Raw genomic sequence first — 18,453 nt, 5'->3', positions numbered from 1 at the left:
CGGCAGCTCCTTGGATTTTCTATTCAGGCACATCAAATGTAACTTCTCGGCGTTCGCTATCCGCCAGGGTTGGGACTAAGGTCAACCCAGCTTTGACTCAATGGATTGAGGGAACTGCGCCATGGAAGCACCCGTCTGCATACGTTCGGCCCGATTGGCCGACGCTGGCATCATCAGCCGCATTATCGAGCGTTCCATCCGCATCGGTTGCGCGCTCGACCACCGCAACGATCCGCCACGGGTCGGCACCTGGATCGCTCAGCAATCCGCTGACTTCATCAGCGCCCGGCTCGCTGATCCCCACTTCCATTTATGCCTGGCTTTACTGGCGGACAAACCCGTCGGTGTCGGCATGGCCCAGGCCAGCGGCGAGATTTCCCTGTGTTACGTGCAGCCGGAATCCTTCCGCCGTGGCGTCGGCCGGGCGCTGATGCAGAATCTCGAGGGCTGGTTGCGGATTCGCGGTGCGCGGAATGTCCACCTGAACAGCACTCGCACCGCCGAGGCGTTCTATCGGCATCTGGGTTATCAGCAAGCAGCGCCACCGGGCATCTTCAAAGGCTTGCAAACCGTGCGGCTGCACAAACCTTTGTCCTCACCGGCCTGACAACTCGATCAAGGGTGTAAATCCACACCGCTCTGAAGCGTTTCCAGAACAGGAAAACCTGCAAGTGCGCCCCGCGACCGGAACGCGCACCTGTCGGTGTGCTGTTTTGGTCACTATCCATAGCGAATTGAGGGGTCGAGAGATGTCAGTCGCCACCAGCCTTATCGAAGAGTCGTCGGCCCGGGTCGCCTCGGCGCCAGCGGAGATGTTGTACGAATTCCACGAATCACCGTTACTGGCGCGCCAGAGCCGGCAGGAATCCAATGCGCGCAGTTATCCGCGGCGCATTCCGCTGGCGCTCAAGCGTGCCAGAGGCTTGTATGTCGAGGATGTCGAGGGGCGTACATTCATCGACTGCCTTGCCGGGGCCGGCACGTTGGCGCTGGGGCATAACCACCCGGTAGTGATCGAGGCGATCCAGCAGGTTCTCGCCGATGAGTTGCCGCTGCACACCCTCGACCTGACCACGCCGGTCAAAGATCAATTCGTCCAGGACCTTTTCGGCTTGCTGCCGGCGGAACTGGCGGCGCAGGCGAAAATCCAGTTCTGCGGCCCGACCGGCACCGACGCTGTGGAAGCAGCGCTGAAACTGGTGCGCACGGCCACTGGCCGCAGCACGGTGCTGTCCTTTTCCGGCGGTTATCACGGCATGAGTCAGGGCGCGTTGAGCCTGATGGGCAGCCTGGGGCCGAAAAAGCCTCTCGGCGCCTTGCTCAGCAACGGCGTGCAGTTCATGCCGTTTCCCTACGATTACCGTTGCCCGTTCGGCCTCGGTGGCGCGGCGGGCGTCAAAGCCAATCTGAGTTATCTGGAAAACCTGCTCAACGATCCCGAGGCGGGCGTGCAGCTGCCGGCAGCGGTGATTGTCGAGGCGGTGCAGGGTGAGGGCGGGGTGATTCCGGCTGATATCGACTGGTTGCGTGGGTTGCGCCGGATCACCGAGCAGGCCGGTGTCGCGCTGATCGTCGATGAGATTCAGAGCGGTTTCGCCCGTACCGGCAAGATGTTTGCCTTTGAACACGCAGGCATCGTCCCGGACGTAGTGGTGTTGTCCAAGGCCATCGGCGGCAGCCTGCCGCTGGCGGTAGTGATTTACCGTGATTGGCTGGACACCTGGCAACCGGGCGCCCATGCCGGCACCTTCCGTGGCAATCAGATGGCCATGGCCGCCGGTTCCGCGGTGATGCGCTATCTGCTCGAGCACAAGGTTTGCGAGCACGCCGCCGCCATGGGCGATCGGCTCAGCGAACATCTGCACATCCTGCAGCGCGATTTCCCGCAACTGGGCGACATTCGCGGTCGTGGCCTGATGCTCGGCGTCGAACTGGTCGATCCGAACGGCGCACCTGATGCGCTCGGTCACCCACCGGCATTTGCCCGTCTGGCGCCACTGGTTCAGCGTGAATGCCTCAAGCGCGGTCTGATTCTGGAGCTGGGCGGCCGCCATGGCGCGGTGGTGCGCTTCCTGCCGCCGCTGGTGATCAGCGCAGCGGAAATCGACCGGGTTGCCGAGATCTTCGGTCGCGCGATGGCCGCTGCCTCCGCCGCGCTGTAAATTTTTCCGCGCGGCGAACGTTCTTTCTACATACCCCCGGCTGCATCCATTGTGCAGCCGACCTTACAACGATGGAGAACCAGCATGACGTCAGTATTCGACCGCGAGGACATCCTCTTTCAGGTCGTGGTCAACCACGAAGAGCAGTACTCGATCTGGCCTGATTACAAAGCCGTGCCAGAAGGCTGGCGCACCGTAGGCAAGAGCGGCCTGAAGAAGGAATGCCTGGCCTACATCGAAGAAGTCTGGACCGACATGCGCCCGTTGAGCCTGCGCCAGAAGATGGATGCACAAGTCGCGGCGCAATAAGCGACCGGGCAGAAAAAACCCGCTGGACCAGTGATGGACAGCGGGTTTTTTCATGTCTGGAGAGTGATGTTGTCGGTGCGGGCTTCTTCGCGAGCAGGCTCGCTCCCACAGCGAACGCATTGCCAATGTGGGAGCGAGCCTGCTCGCGAAGAACGATAACGCGGTCTTGCCTGAAACTACGCTCCGCGTAACCCCTTGAGCAACAAATCCACATTCCCTTCAAGCTCCGCCAGCGGATCCGCCGCATCGGTACTCAACACCACCAGTCGGCTGCCAGACTCGGCAATCGCCGCTTTCACCGGTTCTGCTGGCTGGCGATGGTGCAGCACCACCGCAACGTCATTGTCCTTGAGTGTTGCCGTCAGCTTTTTCAGTGCTTCAAGCGTCCACTCGGCATCAGGACGCGCATCCTGTCCGGCCAGTTCAAGGTTGAGGCTGCCAATCAGATAGCCGAAGTGATCGCTCAGGCTCATCACACTCAGATTATCCGTCTCGGCGAGACGCGCTTCGGTGTCCGCGCTGAGTTTCAGCAGACGCTGTTTCAACGCCGCCAGATTGGCTTCGATCGCAGGCTTGGCGCTCGGTGCCAGGCGCACCAGGTCCGCCGCCATCACATCCGCCATGCGCCCCATGTTGTTGCTCGCCAGCCATGGCTGACTGTTCAGGCCATCAACCTGCACGCCCGGCTGCACAGCGATGCCGGGCAGGGCGCCGTCGACCGGGCGGGCAGCGTCGACTTCGACGATACGGATGTTGCTGCGCCGAGCGATCGGGTACAGCGGGTCATCGGCCCATAGCGAACGCAGACCAATCACCGCGTCCGCTTCAGTGGCCAGTTTGCTCAGCGCCGGAGCGCCGCGACCAGTGAAATACGCGGTCTGGCGGCTGCCTGGAAGGTTGACCGGCGCCGCGCGTTCGAGTTTGACGTCGGTGCCCTTGAGCAATGCTTCGCCGAGGCCGAAAGTGATTGGCAGCGAGGCCAGCACACGCAAGGGTTTCGCACTTTCAGCAGCCATCAACGGCGTGCAGACCACACCACACAGGGCCATGGCCAGAGTCAGGTTTCGCAATGAAAAAGCCATTTATCCAAGGTTCCCTTTCAGGCTGGGGACGACACCGCGCGCGATGGCGGCGAGGGCGAAAGCGATGCCGGCGACCAGAATGATCGCGGCGCCGGATGGAATCGGCAGGTCGAAGACGATCGGCGCAAGAATCCCGCACAGCGTGCTGACGGTGGCGATCAGTACCGAACACCAGAAAAATCCTTTGAGCGACTGGCTGAGCAAGCGCGCCGCCGCCGCCGGAATCACCAGCAAGGCACCGACCAGAATCGCGCCGATCACCTTCACCGCTGCGACGGTGATCAGTGTCACCAGAATCACGAACAGGTAATCCAGGGTCTTGACCGCTACGCCACGCACCGCCGCCAGTTGCGGATTGAAACTGGCGAGCATGATGCGGTTGTACAGGGGCAGGGCGAGAGCCATGACCAGCGAGCCGACGATCGCCAGCACTGCCAGATCATTACCGTTGACGGTCAATACCGAACCGAACAGCACGTTTTCCAGAATGTGCACATTGATCTTGCCGGCGAGAATCAGCAGCAGGCTCGCGCCCAGTGCCAATGACACCGAGAGAAATACGCCAATCAGCGTATCCGGTGCCAGTCCCGTGCGGTTGCGCAGGTAATTGAGCAGGATGCCGAACAGCAGGCAATAACCGAACAGGCTGCCGTACGGGCCGGTGTAGGGTTCGCCGAGCAGAATGCCGATGGCCACACCGGTCAGCGCCGCATGGCCGACCGCTTCGGAAAAGAATGCGAAGCGCTTGACCACCACCAGCGTGCCGAGCCCGCCCAGTACCGGGCCGATCAGCAGACCGGCGAGCAAGGCGTTGACCACAAATCCGTAGGCCAGCGCCTCCGGCAGATAACCCGAAGATGCCCAGCCCTGGACCATCAAACGAAAGGCTTCGTAACTCATCAGACCGCGCTCCGTGGATGGGTCGAAAACAGCGTCAGCAGACGTTCCGGAGTCAGCGCCTGTTGCGGGGTGGCATCGAACAGCACGCGGCGGTTGAGGCCGGTCACCCGATCGGCGAGTCGCCCGACCGCTTCCAGATCATGTTCGATCCACAACACGGTGATGCCGGCTGCGCGCCAGTCAGTCAGCAGACGTTCGAACACCTGAATCCCGGCCTCATCGAGGGCCGACATCGGCTCGTCGAGTACCAGCAATTGCGGCGCCGGAATCAAACCCTGCGCGAGCAGCACCCGCTGACGTTCACCGCCAGACAGCGCGCCCATGCGCCGCTTGCGTTTGTCCTGCATGCCGACCCGTTCCAGCGCCTCGCCGATGGCGCCGGCGTAGTGTTTGCTCAAACCGAGGAAGGCCGGGCGACGCTGGCACATGGCGGCCATGAAATCGTCGACGGTCATCGGCAAGCCGCGATCGAACTCCAGCGCTTGCGGGACGTAACCAATGGTGCCGGGCTCGGCGGGCCAGTGCAGGCTGAGCTGGCCCTGATGCGGCATCTGCCCGAGCAGCGTCTTGATCAGCGAGCTCTTGCCACCGCCGTTCGGGCCGACCAGCGCATGCACGCTGCCGGGCTGCACCTGAAAGCTGACCTTGTCGAGAATCGTCGTACGCCCCAGCGTCAGGCTGACCTCCGCAAACTCCAGCGCCGGCCCATTTTTTCCCTGTGGGAGCGAGCCTGCTCGCGAATGCGGTGTGTCATTCAACGAAGATGTTGCCTGATCCGGCGCCTTCGCGAGCAGGCTCGCTCCCACCGGGTTATTGGTGTTGTCAGGGAGCAGGGTTTCTTTCGACGTCATGCCCCCGACTCCTGAATCGCCCGAACCACGGTGTTGAGGTTGCCGGTCATTTCCTTTTCGTACTTGTCGGCGGTGTATTCGCCGTAGGAAATGTGCGACAGCGGGTATAGCTTCACCCCGGATTCACGCTGGATGGTGTCGACGTAGCTGGACGGGAAATCCATCTCGGAGAAGATCACTTTCACGTCGAGCTCACGCAACTGGTCGATGGTCTTTTTCAGCTGACTCGGGCTTGGCTCGATGCCGTGAGCGGGCTCGACCACGGCCGTTACTTCCAGACCGAATTCGCGCAGCAGATAGTCGTAAGCCGCGTGCACCGTGGCCACGCGCAGTTCGGCGTTCGGTGCCTGGGTCAGTTTGGCCAAGGCGTCGGCGCGCATCTGGCGCAGGCGTTTGCCGTAGGCGCGGGCGTTCTGGGTGTAGGTCTTGGCGTTGTCCGGGTCGAGCTTGCCCAGCTCGCGGGCGATGTTGTTGACCTGGGCGATCGAGGCACTGATCGACAGGAACGTGTGCGGGTTGACCACTTTGCCGGCGCCGCGCGCAGCGACACCGGTGGCCGCCAGCAACGGTACGTTCTCGTTGGCTTCGATGGTTTTGACGTTGGGCGTTTCGCTGGCCGCGATCATCCGATCGGCGAAATCGTCATGGCCGACGCCGTTGAGCACGACCACGTCCAGCCCGCTGATGCGCTTGATGTCCTCGGCCCGAGGCTCGTAGGCGTGCGGGTTGAAACCAGCGGGAATCAGCGGCACCACTTCGGCCTTGTCGCCGACGATATTGGCGACATAGCTGTAATACGGATGCAGGGTGATGCCGATGCGCAGGCGTTTGCCTGACTCGGCGCTGGCCAGCGGGCTCAGCAGGCAGGCGCACAGGCCAAGCAGAAACAGGCGTAACAATGGACGGCGAGGAGATGAAATGGACATGGGCAAGCAGTCTTCTCTCGGATAAAGGCGAGGAATCAATGGCGATGTTCGCGGGTAACCCCGGCATCGAATTGCGCGACGATCTGTTTCCAGCCAGCAGCGGAAAGCGCGGCGTCGGACAAATCCTCCGCAGGCGTCAGATTGGCGCCACGGTTGAGCCAGATGTCGGGCGCCGCGTTGGCTTCAGTGCCGACCCGCATCAGAAACGAGCCGGCGACATCAGGCGTTGCGCTGCGACCGAAATAGGCGCGCTCGGCGAGCAACTGCCACGCATGACCGCCACGGCTTACCGAACTGGCATCCTGGGCGAACGGCGCAAAGCCTTCTTCGGCCAGCATCTGCGGCGTCGGCACGGCTTGTTGCTCTTCGCGCAGCAGGCGGATTTCGTCGAGGGTCACTCGCAGGTCGGCATAGATACCTTGCTCAGCGGCGCTGAGGTCGCGGCGGGCGTCGTACTGGTTGCTGGCGACCGGCTCCGGTTCATGGGAAACCCCGCGCCATGCCACCACCGAACCGGCAACCGCGAGGATCAGCAGGCACAACAGCAGCACATTTAGGGTTTCATGACCGGCGCCGGCCGGGCGTACCACTTGGGTTGTCGGGCTACTCATGGGGCTTCGATATCCGCCTGGTCGATTTCCACTACATGGCCGGGGCCGGCGTCGAACAGGACATAAAACTCACTGCCGGGTTTCTTGAACGTCAGGGTCGAGTCATCACCCAGTTTGCCCGGCACCAGAATGGTCTCGTCGTAGCCGATCACATCAAGGGTCACGCCCGGCGCGCCGCTGCCGTCGGAAAAACCGCCGGTGCATTTGATCTGTTCGGCATCGATGGCTTTGCATTCACACATCGGGTTGTGCGCCAGGGCGCTGGCACTGAAACCGGCGCTCAGCAGCAGCGCGGCGCTGGCGAGCAAACGGGTATGAAGGGGTGAGCGAGTCATGGTTTGGCTCCTTGTTTGTTCAGCCACGCAACCGTGGCAGGGGAGGCTTGGCTCAGGGGAATCGCGGCCTGGTGCATGCTGCCGTCCCAGCCTTCCATGGTGATCCACAGCTCGGCGTCAGGTTTGGTCTTTGCCGGGATCGGCATCTGCGTGCCCATGCGATACGGGGTGCCGAAGAAGATCGTGCCGGCGGCGCGCAGGCTGCGCGGTTTGCCGATGCGCAAGTAAGTGGCCTTGACCTGCTCGACGCAGGTATCACAGACGGCAGCAGTGAAATCCTTCATATAGCCAGCCGGCCCGCTCAGGTGCGGCGCCTCTTCGCGCAGCTCGGCCAGGCGCAGGCTCCACGGGCCGACCTGAACGGTGCCTATTTCCCGTTGACCCAGGCCGCTGTCGCCGCGAAACAGCGAGGCGTCGGCGAAGTATTTCGGCATGAAGCCCAGCGGGATCAGCAACAGCAGAACATTGATGTGGAAGCGCCACTTGTGCCAGAAACGCGACAGGCGAGACGGCGGTGTGACCGAGATGGCTTTGTTCACAGGCTGGCCTCCGAAGGTTCACGGCTCAACGCTGGTTGTGCCTTGACGCGGTTTTTCTTGTCCTCGCGTTTCAGCGCATTGGCCGTGGCCAGCGCGGTGCGCTTGGTCCAGATCAGCAGGCCGCTGAGGATCATCATGCTCAGCAACAGACCGAAGAAGAACCAGATCAATTTGATCCAGATACCGCCGAAGTCGCCGGTGTGCAGCGGGCGCATGGATTCGGTGACGAATTCCAGCGAGGACCGATCGGACAGCAAGCGTGAGGAGGCCATCTCGCCGTTGTACGGGTTGAGTGTCGCGGTCTGGTACATCAGCGGATACCAGCCACGGCCGCTGACGCTCATATGCGAATAGGCATTGCCCGGCAGGTTGACGTAGCTGGCTTCCAGTCCCGGAATCTTCTGTTGGGCGATTTCGATGGCGCGGTCCAGGCTGATCTGCGGTGGCGGGGTGCCGGTGGCGGAGACCGGTACGCTTTCGCGGGACATCGCCGGAATGATCGGCTCGCTGGAAATGGAAATCTGGTTATCGAACAGGAATGCCTTGATCAGGAACCAGATACCGGTGATGGAGATCACCGCGATGAACCAGATCGACCAGATGCCGCACAGGCGATGGAAATCGCCCCAGAAGATCCGCGCGCCATGGCGTACGCGTAGGGTCGGGCGCAGAAAACCTTTCCAGAAGCGCTTGTAGACCACCAGCCCGGTAATCAGCGAAACCAGCATCGGCACGCCGAGCAATGACACCAGATACCAGCCCCAGCTGTAGCCATTGGTGAACGGCACCAGCCACCAGCCGTGCAGGGCGCGGGTGAAGGCCTTGAAATCGAAGGCCGGTGCGGTGCCCTGAATGACGCCGGTGTAGGGATTGACGTAGACCGTCAACGAGCGCCCGTCGGGGTAGCTGACTTCGACGTCGAGGGCGAAGTGCGACTCGTCCGGGCGGTTGATGCTCTGCACCAAAGTTTGCGGCTCGGCTTGTTTGATCGCCGCCAGAATCTGGTCGTAGCTCAGTCGCGGCGCATCGTCCGACGGCTGGCTGGCGCGCATTTGCGGGTTGGCCAGCCAGACGATTTCCTGGCTGACCACTGCCAGCGTACCGGTGACACAGACGATGAGCACAAAGAACCAGATCGGCAACGCCAGCCAGCTATGCACCAGGAACCACAGTTTGGAACGGGATTTCTTCGACATGATTGCGCGTCTTGATTGCGGTGGAAGGGGCCGGGCTACGGGCTTCGCAGCACGGAACTCCCCGGGAGGCCGTTCGTGGCTTTTGCCTACGCGAACGGCCTGCATTCCTATAAGACGTATGAGCGAAGAAAATCCCGAAAGCGGATATGAAAGCAAATGTTTCGCAATTACATCGGCAATGGGTTTTTGCCGGTCGTCCCAGGCGACAAGTCCTTAGTTTTGGCTGAACATCTCCCTAGCCCGCTGGCGAATCTGCTCTTCGCTCAGATCTTCCTTGTGCGTGGCGAGAAACCATAGATGGCCGAACGGATCCCTCAGCGTCCCGCTGCGGTCACCGTAAAACTGGTCTTTGACCTCGGAGACGCTTTGCGCGCCGGCATCCAGTGCTTGCTGAAAGGACTGGTCGACATCGGTGACATACAGATGCAAACCAATCGACACCGCCTGCTGCGGATTGCTCAGCGGTCCTTGATCGCAAGGCGTGCCGAGCATGATCGCGCTGTCGCCGATGCGCAGCTCGGCATGGCCGATATTGCCGTCGGGCATGGTCAGACGCATGACTTCGCTGGCATTGAAGGCTTTCTTGTAGAACTCGATGGCCTCGGCGGCGCGTTGGATGCCGAGATACGGGGTAATGCTGTGATACCCCTCAGGAATGGGTTTGACGCTCATGACGTTCTCCCTGTTTTTGTTTTCAACAGATGGGGTTACTCCGGATTTGTCCGGAGCAATCACTATAGAACCGTCCTCGCCGCGCAGATCTTCCGCCGACGAGCAGCGCGCATCACTCTTCGCCAAAGTGCGGGCCTGGGCCTCGCTCACCGAGCACGTCACCCTTGTTGCGCAATGGACACGCCTCCATCGACAGACAGCCGCAGCCGATGCACCCGGTGAGCTGATCGCGCATCAGCGTCAGTTGCCTGATCCGTTCGTCGAGCTCGCGCTGCCATTGCTCAGAGAGCATTTTCCAGTCCGCCGCTGAAGGCGCACGATCCTGCGGCAGGATTTTCAGCGCTTCGCCGATCTCCGCCAGCGGTATCCCCAGCCGTTGCGCGACTTTGATCAACGCCACCCGGCGCAGCACGGCACGCGGGTAGCGGCGCTGGTTGCCGGCGTTGCGCTCACTCTTGATCAAACCTTTGGCTTCATAAAAGTGCAGCGCCGTGACCGCGACGCCACTGCGCGCGGCAACTTCGCCGACGGTAAGAGGCTTGTGCACCTGGTCTTTGCTGATCATGCGGAAAATGCTCTTGACCTTGACTTAACTAGAGGTTTTACCCTGCAGCTCTTCGGGTCGCAAGGCTCGCTTCAAGATGAGTGGGGGCTTTCCATGAGCAATCGCAGCTTTACCCAATTGATCGAATTCGAAATCGAACCGCGTCAGCAAGCCGCGCTGGTCTCGGCTTTGGCGACGCAGACCGAGCGTCTCGCCCAGCGTTACGACGGCTTTCTCAGCGCCAGCGTGCAGGCCAGCGACGACGGCCGCCGCGTGTTGAGCTTTGTGCAATGGCAAAGTCGCGAGGCGGGGGAAGCGGCATTTCACAGTTTCGAAAACGGTGAGCAGGATTTCTGGCAACTGATCCGCACTCATCGGGCGAAAACCGTGACCTTCAATTCGTTCCAGGTGCACAGCAGCATAGCCCGCAGCCACGACGATGCGCTGCATTGCCGTCTGCCGGGTCAGCCAGTATTAGCGCAAACCTGATAGCCACTATTGAGAGCGTTGATTTCTGCGCGAGCGTGCCCGGGCGTAGCCTTTCCCCATCGACCCCACATTGCTCGCCAGGACGCTCCCATGAATCGTTTACTGACTGTTTCGCTGATGCTCGCTGTCTCCGTACTCGCCGGCTGTGCCAGCCATGTTTCGCCAGAGCTGCGCCCTTACACCGCTGAAGAATCCCGCGAGCTGGCACTGGAAGCGCTGAACCGCAGCGGCCTGTCGTTCGACGAATACCACGCGAAAAAAGCCCAATTGCTCGGTCAGCCGCAAAAGACTTTCGGTTTCGACCAGCAGGGTGAAATGAGCGCGGAACGTGCCATACAGCTGCACGGTCGTCCAAGCTGAAAGCAAACTGTACTGCTTGAAGTTTTCCCTAACTGTCCGTGGGTTTGCCGGGCGGCGTGGGATAGGGTCAACACCTGAATGACCCTGGATGGACTGCCTCAATGAACCTCTCGCTTGATCTGCTGTTGGGCTTTGCCCTGTTTGCCCTTGTCACCTCGATCACACCGGGGCCGAACAACACCATGTTGTTGGCATCCGGAGTGAATTTCGGTTTCAACCGTACCATTCCGCACATGCTCGGCATCAGCTGCGGCTTCTTCCTGTTGGTGGTAGCGGTGGGCTTCGGCCTTGGCGCGGTGTTTCAGGCCTATCCGATTCTGTATAGCGTGCTGCGTTATGTCGGCGCCGCATATTTGTTGTATCTGGCTTGGAAGATCGCCCACTCCGGCCCGGTTGGCGACGGTGCTGACGGCGAGGCGAAACCGATCAGCTATCTGGGCGCCGCGGCGTTCCAGTGGGTCAATCCCAAAGCGTGGATCATGGCCATCGGCGCCATCAGCACGTACACGCCGATGCAGGGGTATTTCTACAACGTCGTGGTCATCGCGGCGGTGTTCGCCATCATCAACCTGCCGAGTGTCGGCCTGTGGGCGGCATGCGGCACGCTGTTGCGCAATGTGCTCAAGGATCCGCGCTGGTTGCGCGTGTTCAATTGGGGCATGGCGGGGTTGCTGGTGATTTCGTTGTATCCGTTACTTCTCGAAAGCTTTCACTGACGCATTGCTTCAATCGCCGGCCCGATGCCTGTTAAGCTCGGTTTCAGGAGCGTTCCTACGCACTTTTAAATGAAGCCCTACTTCTTTAACGGCATCCGATCAGGTATTGATGACGCTCTCGAACCCATGCGCAGCTCACGAGGCTGTGCATCGTCGTTTGCAGTCACGAGCCTCCTGATCCCGGAACACGCTCTGCGAGTCCTTTATGAACACACGTCCGCTGTATTTCGATTACGCCGCCACCACCCCGGTGGACGAGCGGGTCATCCAGGTGATGATCGAATGTCTGGGTTTTCACGGTAACTTCGGTAACCCGGCGTCCAGCTCCCACGCTTTCGGCCAGCAGGCCCGGCAGACGGTCGAGCAGGCACGTCGGCAAGTCGCCGATCTGGTCGGCGCGCAGTCTGAGCAGATCGTCTGGACCTCCGGGGCTACCGAGTCGAACAACCTCGCCCTCAAAGGCGTCGCCCAGGCCCGTGGCGTTTCTGGCGGCCACATGATTACCAGCCAGATCGAACACAAGGCCATTCTCGACACCGCCCGGCAATTGCAGGATTCGGGTATTGCCGTGACTTATCTGGTGCCAGACGCCGAAGGCTTGATCACGCCGCAAGCAGTCAGCGAAGCCATGCGTGACGACACGTTTCTGGTGTCGCTGATGCTGGTGAATAACGAGCTGGGCACGGTCAACGATGTCGAGGCGATTGGCGAGGTGGTGCGTAGTCGGCAGGCGCTGTTTCATGTCGATGCCGCGCAGGGCGCCGGCAAAGTCGCAATCGATCTGAGCCGCTGGCCGGTGGATCTGATGTCGTTTTCCGCACACAAACTCTACGGCCCCAAGGGCATCGGCGCCTTGTATGTCGGTTCGCGCGCGCAGCAAGGCTTGCAGGCGCAGATTCACGGCGGTGGTCACGAAGGTGGTTTGCGCTCCGGGACTCTGGCGACTCATCAGATTGCCGGTATGGGCGCAGCATTCGCTCTGGCGGCAGCGGCATTTGATGAAGAGAAGAAAACGATTGTCGCTTTGCGTGAGCGTTTGACCGAGCAGCTTCTGAGTCTGCCGGGCGTGCGCCTCAATGGCAGTGCCTCGCAACGTATTCCGCACACCCTGAGCCTGACCTTCAGCGAGGGCGAGTTCAACAGCGCTGCGTTGAGCCATTCGATCGCGTTTTCCGCGACTTCGGCGTGTAATTCCGCAAGCAATGCGCCGTCCCACGTGCTGCTCGCGCTGGGGCATGATGCGCGGCTGGCGGGGCGCACCATTCGCTTGAGCCTCGGGCGGTATACCACCGTCGAGGATGTCGACAAGGCCGTCGAACTGATCAGAACCGCCTGCGCCAGTGCCCCGGCATTCTGGGCGACAGGGCTTTAAACAGCCGACGCTTTCCATGGTCGAGAAGGCTACGAACAATAACGATGACGCGATTAGCAGGAGACATGATGAGTTCCCACACCTTGACCGAAGGATCGGTGCCCCAGCGCCTGGCGCATACCCGTGAACTGATGCGCCGCGAAGGCATCCATGCGCTGCTCGTGCCGTCCGCCGACCCGCATCTGTCGGAATATTTGCCGGGTTACTGGCAGGGCCGGCAATGGCTGTCGGGTTTCCACGGTTCGGTCGGTACGCTGATTGTCACTGCTGATTTCGCCGGTGTCTGGGCCGACAGTCGTTACTGGGAACAGGCGACCAAGGAACTCAACGGCAGCGGCATTGAACTGGTCAAGCTGCAACCGGGACAGCCGAGCCCGCTGGACTGGCTGGCCGAGCAAACCCCAGAGGGCGGCGTGGTGGCGGTCGATGGTGCGGTGATGGCAGTGGCGTCGGCGCGCACACTGAGCAGCAAGCTTGAAGCACGCGGCGCTCGTCTGCGCACCGATATCGACCTGTTGCAGGAAGTCTGGCGCGATCGCCCGAGCCTGCCGAACGCGCCGATCTATCAGCATCTGCCGCCGCAAGCGACTGTCAGCCGCGGTGAGAAACTCGCGAAGCTGCGCGAGTCCTTGCAAGAGCGTGGTGCCGATTGGCATTTCATCGCCACCCTTGACGACATTGCCTGGCTGTTCAACCTGCGTGGCGGTGATGTGTCGTTCAATCCGGTTTTTGTTTCGTTTGCTTTGATCAATCAACAGCAGGCCACGCTGTTTGTGGCGCTGAGCAAGGTCGATGCCGATTTGCGCGCTGTGCTCGAACAGGATGGCGTAACGCTGCGTGACTACAGCGAAGTGGCCGATGCATTACGTGCTGTGCCAACGGGCGCGAGCCTGCTGGTCGATCCGGCACGAGTGACCACTGGCTTGCTGGATAACCTCGACAGCGGCGTGAAACTGGTCGAGGGCCTGAACCCCACTACGTTGGCCAAATCGCAGAAAAGCGAGGCCGACGCTCAGCACATCCGCAAAGCGATGGAACAGGATGGCGCGGCGTTGTGCGAATTTTTCGCCTGGCTGGAATCGGCGTGGGGGCGAGAGCGCATCACCGAACTGACCATCGACGAGAAACTTACCGCCGCCCGTGAGCGTCGCCCCGATTATGTTTCGCTGAGTTTCAACACCATTGCCGCGTTCAACGCCAACGGCGCGATGCCGCACTATCACGCCACCGAAGAAGAGCATGCGGTGATCGCGGGTGATGGTCTGCTGCTCATCGATTCCGGCGGCCAGTACCTCGGCGGCACTACAGACATCACCCGCATGGTCCCGGTGGGAACGCCTACTCAAGAGCAAAAGCAGGATTGCACGCGCGTGCTCAAAGGCGTGATTGCTCTATCGCGGGCGCGGTTCCCGAAAGGCATCTTGTCGCCGCTGCTCGACGCCATCGCTCGTGCGCCGATCTGGGCCGACAACGTCGACTACGGTCATGGCACCGGTCACGGCGTGGGCTATTTCCTCAACGTTCATGAAGGCCCGCAGGTGATTGCCTATCAGGCCGCGCCGGCGCCGCAAACGGCGATGCAGCCGGGGATGATTACCTCGATCGAACCCGGCACTTATCGCCCGGGCCGTTGGGGCGTGCGCATCGAGAACCTGGCGATGAACCGCGAGGCCGGCAGCAGCGAATTTGGCGAGTTCCTCGAGTTCGAAACCCTGACGTTGTGCCCGATCGACACCCGTTGCCTGATTGCCGACCTGCTGACTCAAGAAGAAAAGCACTGGCTAAATGCCTATCACAATGAAGTGCGCGAGCGTCTGAGCCCATTGCTGGAGGGTGCGGCGCTGAGCTGGCTGAACGAGCGCACTGTGGCCATTTGATCGATTTGCCCAAGGCACCGCTCGCGGTGCCTTGGGGTTTGGCTTCAATCCTGGCGCAATGCCTCTTCTACGAAGTCGAGTCGATCCTGACCAAAGAACAACTGGTCGCCAATGAACATGCTGGGAGCACCGAAAACGCCGCGCTTGATAGCTGTCTCGGTGTTTGCCTTGAGTTTGGCTTTGACTGATTCATCGTTGGTCAGGGCCAATACTTCTTCGGGATCGAAGCCGTTTTCAGTCAGCACGGCAGCGATGGTTTGCGGATCGTTAAGGTTATGGCCGTCCACCCAAAGCGCTTTGAACAGGCAATCGACGAAATCCGCGAAACGCTGCGGCTGATGCAACTGCACGCCAGTAACGGCACGCATCAACAGCAGCGTATTGATCGGAAAGTGTGGGTTGAACCTGAGCGGGACGCCATAGCGTTTGGCGAAGCGATCAAGGTCCTGGTACATGTAGCGACCCTTGGCCGGAATCACCGCCGGCGAAGCGTTGCCGGTAGCTTTGAACACGCCACCCAACAGCATCGGGATGTAGATCAGTTCGCTCTGGGTATCGGCGCAGATTCTCGCTAGCTGGGTGTGCGCCAGATAGGTGGTGGGGCTGCCGAGGTCGAAATAGAATTCCACGGTTTTCGTCATGATCAAGTCGCGCTCTTATTGTTGTGATGAGGGGGAGGGCTTACCAGCGCTCGTTCCATGGGCGCAGGTCCAGCTCGAAGGTCCATGCATCCCGTGGCTGACTGTGCAGATACCAATAGTTTTCGGCGATGTGCTCTGGATCGAGAATGCCGTCCTGATCCTTGGTCGCGTATTTTTCGGGAAAGCTGTTGCGGATGAAGTCGGTGTCGATCGCACCGTCCACTACGACATGGGCGACATGGATGTTCATCGGTCCCAGTTCCCTGGCCATGCTTTGCGCCAGTGCGCGGATACCGTGTTTGGCGCCAGCGAAAGCGGCGAATCCGGAAGCGCCGCGCAGTCCGGCGGTGGCACCGGTGAACAGAATCGTGCCGCGCTGCCGAGTTACCATGCGCTTGGCGACTTCACGAGCATTCAGAAAGCCGGAGAAGCAGGCCATCTCCCAGATCTTGAAATATTTGCGCGCGGTTTCTTCGAGAATGCTGCACGGCACGTTGGCGCCGATGTTGAAGACAAAGGCTTCGATCGGGCCTACGCGGGTCTCGATGTCTTCGATCAGCGCGATGACGTCTTCTTCCTTGCGCGCATCGCAAGCAAACCCATGAGCCTCACCGCCCTCAGCGATGATCGCGTCAACCAGGGGCTGCAATTTGTCGGCGCTGCGCCGGGTCACGCAGGCAACCAACCCTTCACGGGCAAAGCGCTTGGCAATCGCCCCGCCAGTGGCATCGCCGGCCCCGACAACCAGCACGACCTTCTTGTTATTCATGGGTGAATCCCTTTAGGTTAACGATCGTTTAGTTAACGAACGTTATGCTAGGATTCGGCCAGCGTCAAGGCGAACCATTTCAGGAGAGGACATGCGTTATTCGGCAGGCCACAAATCGGAAACCCGCGAACGATTGCTCCAAAGCAGCGCGCTGTCGGCCAAGAAATCGGGTTTTTCCACAGTGGGCGTGGATGGCCTGATGAAAGCCATCGGTTTGAGTGGCGCAGCGTTCTACAGTCACTTTTCCTCGAAGGATGCGCTGTTTGCTGCCATCGTCGAGCGAGAGCTGAGTGAGAGTCTTGAGCGTCTTGGTGGGCAGGGCGGAACGGATCGGCAGCGGCTGGAACGTTGTCTGAAACAGTACCTGAGCATGGCCCACGTCGAGCAACCCGAGGCCGGTTGCGCGCTGCCGACATTGGGCGCAGAGATCGCCCGTGCCGATGTGCAGGTGCGTGAGCAGGCTGAGGAATGGATCTGCCGTCTCCAGCAAGGTTGGGCGCAGATACTGGAAAGCGAAAGCCTGGCCTGGTCAGTGCTTTCGCAATGCGTGGGCGCGCTGGTGGTCGCGCGGATGCTGGCAACACCGGACGTGCAGCGCGCGGTTTTGCGCTCCAGCCATGAGGAGATCACCCGTCAGCTCGCTTCCCGGCCAGCCAAGTAGTTATTTGCAGATGACGATCATGCTGCGGCTGGTATAGCCGGCCGGGTTCAAGCCGAACGGATAATCGCCTGGTTCCTCTACCGCATCCCCGGATTTGGCGATCACCTTGTAACCCTTGGGCGCGCAGGAGTTGGCGGCGCTGGTGTAGCACTTGTCCCAAGAGGATGAAAGTCCGGAACAGTTGATATGCAGCCCCTTCTTGCCGCGCTTGACCTGGGTTTCCGAGGTCGCTGCGCAACTCGCGATCGCCAGTAGGGCGATCAGTAGCAAAATTCGTTTCATTACCATCCTTAATAGCGGCCGCGAGTCTGCTGCTCGGGTCTGCCTGTATTCGCTCGCGTTTGCAGCGTTGTGCCGTCCTTTGCGAAAAAATCCATGCCTGGCGATGGGTTACGAAGCTAAACATGGCCTAAATGAGCGCCAATTACCAGACCCACTTTTATTACGCTTCAGTCGGCCGCGACAGCAGGCTTTGCTCCGCTGCCCATAGTCATGGTTGCGCCCACGGAAGCCAGAATAATGCACAGGATGGCCAGCCATTGTGACAATGAAAGGTATTCCTGGAGAAAAAGCAGGCCAGATAGCGCGCCGAATGCCGGTTCGATACTCATGAGAGTGCCGAAGGTGCGTGCGGGCATTCGAGTGAGGGCTACCATTTCCAGGGTATAGGGCAGGGCGGTGGACAGAATGGCGACTCCGATAGCGACCGGAATCAATGACGGTGTGAGCAGCGCAGCGCCTGCATGAACAATGCCGATCGGCGCCACGAACAGCGCGGCGATCATTACGCCCAAGGCTGCCGTGGTCACACCGTTGTCGGCACCGGCCTTCTGTCCGAACAGAATGTACAGCGCCCAGCACACTCCGGCGCCCAACGCATAACCCGCTCCGACGAGGTCAATGCCGGCAGTGGTTGCCCCAGTAGGTATCAATAGAAGCAGGCCGGCTGCAGCTAGCGCGATCCAGAGAAAATCGATGGCTCGGCGAGAGGCATATATAGCTACAGCCAGCGGGCCGGTGAATTCCAGCGCAACGGCTATGCCCAGCGGTACCGTCCGCAAGGACATATAGAAGAGGAAGTTCATTCCGCCCAGTGCCATTCCGTAAACGATCACGGTGCGCAGAGACCTGGCGGTCAGCTTTGCACGCCATGGGCGCAGCAATAGCAGCATGATCACGCTGGCAAAGATCAGGCGAAGCGTGGTTGTGCCTTGTGCCCCGATAACAGGGAACATGCTTTTCGCCAGGGAGGCGCCTGACTGGATGGATGCCATTGCTATCATGAGCAGGCCTACCGGAAACAATAGGGAGGCAAGGGAGCGAGGTTGGTCATTCATTACAGGGCGGCATCCAGGCAAAGACAGAGTATTGTTATGGCAATGGGCAATATACTGCGCATTGAACGGGGTCACGTCTATATATAGAAGACGTTTTCGTCGAT

The 18,453-nt window shown here is 60.5% G+C and carries 23 protein-coding genes; 9 read left to right on the top strand and 14 right to left on the bottom strand.

From position 1 onward, the window contains the following. Positions 1-121 precede the first annotated feature (121 nt). The 3 genes from GXB78_RS09860 to GXB78_RS09850 all read left to right on the top strand — a co-directional run bounded on the left by GXB78_RS09860 (position 122) and on the right by GXB78_RS09850 (position 2,471). On the top strand, positions 122-607 hold the full coding sequence (locus GXB78_RS09860) for a GNAT family N-acetyltransferase (protein WP_329515249.1): 486 nt from the start codon (positions 122-124) through the stop codon (positions 605-607). Positions 608-749: 142 nt separating this feature from the next. Next, positions 750-2,162 (top strand): aspartate aminotransferase family protein, encoded by a 1,413-nt coding sequence (locus tag GXB78_RS09855; protein WP_329515248.1) that lies wholly within the window; start codon positions 750-752, stop codon positions 2,160-2,162. 84 nt (positions 2,163-2,246) lie between these two features. After that, a complete protein-coding gene (locus GXB78_RS09850; RefSeq protein WP_041478467.1) occupies positions 2,247-2,471 on the top strand; it encodes an MbtH family protein in 225 nt (74 codons plus the stop codon). Positions 2,472-2,647: 176 nt separating this feature from the next. Here the strand turns inward: GXB78_RS09850 and GXB78_RS09845 are convergent, their stop codons facing one another. From GXB78_RS09845 to soxR, 10 genes are all read right to left on the bottom strand, one after another. Next, the gene (locus tag GXB78_RS09845; protein ID WP_329515247.1) at positions 2,648-3,553 is read right to left on the bottom strand and encodes a metal ABC transporter substrate-binding protein; all 906 of its coding nucleotides are present in this window, start codon (positions 3,551-3,553) and stop codon (positions 2,648-2,650) included. Further along, positions 3,554-4,453 (bottom strand): metal ABC transporter permease, encoded by a 900-nt coding sequence (locus GXB78_RS09840; RefSeq protein WP_007917717.1) that lies wholly within the window; start codon positions 4,451-4,453, stop codon positions 3,554-3,556. Beyond that, positions 4,453-5,304, bottom strand: coding sequence for a metal ABC transporter ATP-binding protein (locus tag GXB78_RS09835; RefSeq protein ID WP_329515246.1), 852 nt, complete (start codon positions 5,302-5,304; stop codon positions 4,453-4,455). Before GXB78_RS09835 ends, GXB78_RS09840 begins: the two co-directional genes overlap by 1 nt. Further along, the gene (locus GXB78_RS09830; protein WP_329515245.1) at positions 5,301-6,230 is read right to left on the bottom strand and encodes a metal ABC transporter substrate-binding protein; all 930 of its coding nucleotides are present in this window, start codon (positions 6,228-6,230) and stop codon (positions 5,301-5,303) included. Before GXB78_RS09830 ends, GXB78_RS09835 begins: the two co-directional genes overlap by 4 nt. A 35-nt stretch (positions 6,231-6,265) precedes the next feature. Then, positions 6,266-6,841: a DUF6162 family protein gene (locus GXB78_RS09825; RefSeq protein WP_329515244.1), complete on the bottom strand. Its 576-nt coding sequence runs from the start codon at positions 6,839-6,841 to the stop codon at positions 6,266-6,268. Then, entirely contained in the window at positions 6,838-7,176 is a 339-nt protein-coding gene (locus GXB78_RS09820; protein ID WP_101155631.1) for a hypothetical protein, read from the bottom strand. Before GXB78_RS09820 ends, GXB78_RS09825 begins: the two co-directional genes overlap by 4 nt. Next, a complete protein-coding gene (locus GXB78_RS09815; RefSeq protein ID WP_064361579.1) occupies positions 7,173-7,715 on the bottom strand; it encodes a hypothetical protein in 543 nt (180 codons plus the stop codon). Before GXB78_RS09815 ends, GXB78_RS09820 begins: the two co-directional genes overlap by 4 nt. Continuing rightward, positions 7,712-8,911 (bottom strand): PepSY-associated TM helix domain-containing protein, encoded by a 1,200-nt coding sequence (locus GXB78_RS09810; protein ID WP_329515243.1) that lies wholly within the window; start codon positions 8,909-8,911, stop codon positions 7,712-7,714. Before GXB78_RS09810 ends, GXB78_RS09815 begins: the two co-directional genes overlap by 4 nt. A 213-nt stretch (positions 8,912-9,124) precedes the next feature. Beyond that, the gene (locus GXB78_RS09805) at positions 9,125-9,583 is read right to left on the bottom strand and encodes a VOC family protein (protein ID WP_329515242.1); all 459 of its coding nucleotides are present in this window, start codon (positions 9,581-9,583) and stop codon (positions 9,125-9,127) included. Between the two features lie 112 nt (positions 9,584-9,695). Continuing rightward, the gene (gene soxR / locus GXB78_RS09800) at positions 9,696-10,148 is read right to left on the bottom strand and encodes a redox-sensitive transcriptional activator SoxR (protein ID WP_329515241.1); all 453 of its coding nucleotides are present in this window, start codon (positions 10,146-10,148) and stop codon (positions 9,696-9,698) included. A gap of 93 nt (positions 10,149-10,241) precedes the next feature. Between soxR and GXB78_RS09795 the strand changes: the two genes are divergently transcribed. From GXB78_RS09795 to GXB78_RS09775, 5 genes are all read left to right on the top strand, one after another. After that, complete coding sequence (locus GXB78_RS09795) at positions 10,242-10,616, top strand: antibiotic biosynthesis monooxygenase (protein WP_329515240.1); 375 nt, start codon at positions 10,242-10,244, stop codon at positions 10,614-10,616. Between the two features lie 90 nt (positions 10,617-10,706). Then, complete coding sequence (locus tag GXB78_RS09790; RefSeq protein ID WP_056788593.1) at positions 10,707-10,976, top strand: hypothetical protein; 270 nt, start codon at positions 10,707-10,709, stop codon at positions 10,974-10,976. Positions 10,977-11,077: 101 nt separating this feature from the next. Further along, positions 11,078-11,692: a LysE family translocator gene (locus GXB78_RS09785; protein WP_329515239.1), complete on the top strand. Its 615-nt coding sequence runs from the start codon at positions 11,078-11,080 to the stop codon at positions 11,690-11,692. 205 nt (positions 11,693-11,897) lie between these two features. Next, positions 11,898-13,064, top strand: coding sequence for an aminotransferase class V-fold PLP-dependent enzyme (locus GXB78_RS09780; RefSeq protein WP_329515238.1), 1,167 nt, complete (start codon positions 11,898-11,900; stop codon positions 13,062-13,064). A gap of 68 nt (positions 13,065-13,132) precedes the next feature. Continuing rightward, the gene (locus GXB78_RS09775; RefSeq protein ID WP_329515237.1) at positions 13,133-14,941 is read left to right on the top strand and encodes an aminopeptidase P family protein; all 1,809 of its coding nucleotides are present in this window, start codon (positions 13,133-13,135) and stop codon (positions 14,939-14,941) included. A gap of 44 nt (positions 14,942-14,985) precedes the next feature. Here the strand turns inward: GXB78_RS09775 and GXB78_RS09770 are convergent, their stop codons facing one another. Continuing rightward, entirely contained in the window at positions 14,986-15,582 is a 597-nt protein-coding gene (locus GXB78_RS09770) for a 2-hydroxychromene-2-carboxylate isomerase (protein ID WP_329515491.1), read from the bottom strand. Between the two features lie 40 nt (positions 15,583-15,622). Further along, entirely contained in the window at positions 15,623-16,351 is a 729-nt protein-coding gene (locus GXB78_RS09765; protein ID WP_329515236.1) for an SDR family oxidoreductase, read from the bottom strand. 91 nt (positions 16,352-16,442) lie between these two features. Here GXB78_RS09765 and GXB78_RS09760 point away from each other — a divergent pair, with 91 nt between their 5' ends. Next, positions 16,443-17,012: a TetR/AcrR family transcriptional regulator gene (locus GXB78_RS09760; protein ID WP_329515235.1), complete on the top strand. Its 570-nt coding sequence runs from the start codon at positions 16,443-16,445 to the stop codon at positions 17,010-17,012. Here the strand turns inward: GXB78_RS09760 and GXB78_RS09755 are convergent, their stop codons facing one another. Together GXB78_RS09755 and rhtA are read right to left on the bottom strand one after the other, a co-directional pair. Next, positions 17,013-17,294, bottom strand: coding sequence for a hypothetical protein (locus tag GXB78_RS09755; protein ID WP_039759777.1), 282 nt, complete (start codon positions 17,292-17,294; stop codon positions 17,013-17,015). A 167-nt stretch (positions 17,295-17,461) separates the two neighbouring features. Continuing rightward, positions 17,462-18,349 (bottom strand): threonine/homoserine exporter RhtA, encoded by an 888-nt coding sequence (gene rhtA, locus GXB78_RS09750; RefSeq protein ID WP_329515490.1) that lies wholly within the window; start codon positions 18,347-18,349, stop codon positions 17,462-17,464. Between the last annotated feature and the right edge of the window lie 104 nt (positions 18,350-18,453).

Source organism: Pseudomonas moraviensis subsp. stanleyae (genome assembly GCF_036283065.1).
Classification (GTDB): Bacteria; Pseudomonadota; Gammaproteobacteria; order Pseudomonadales; family Pseudomonadaceae; genus Aquipseudomonas; species Aquipseudomonas stanleyae.
Note: the sequence above shows the minus strand (reverse complement) of the source record. Positions and strands in the feature narration are given on the sequence as shown.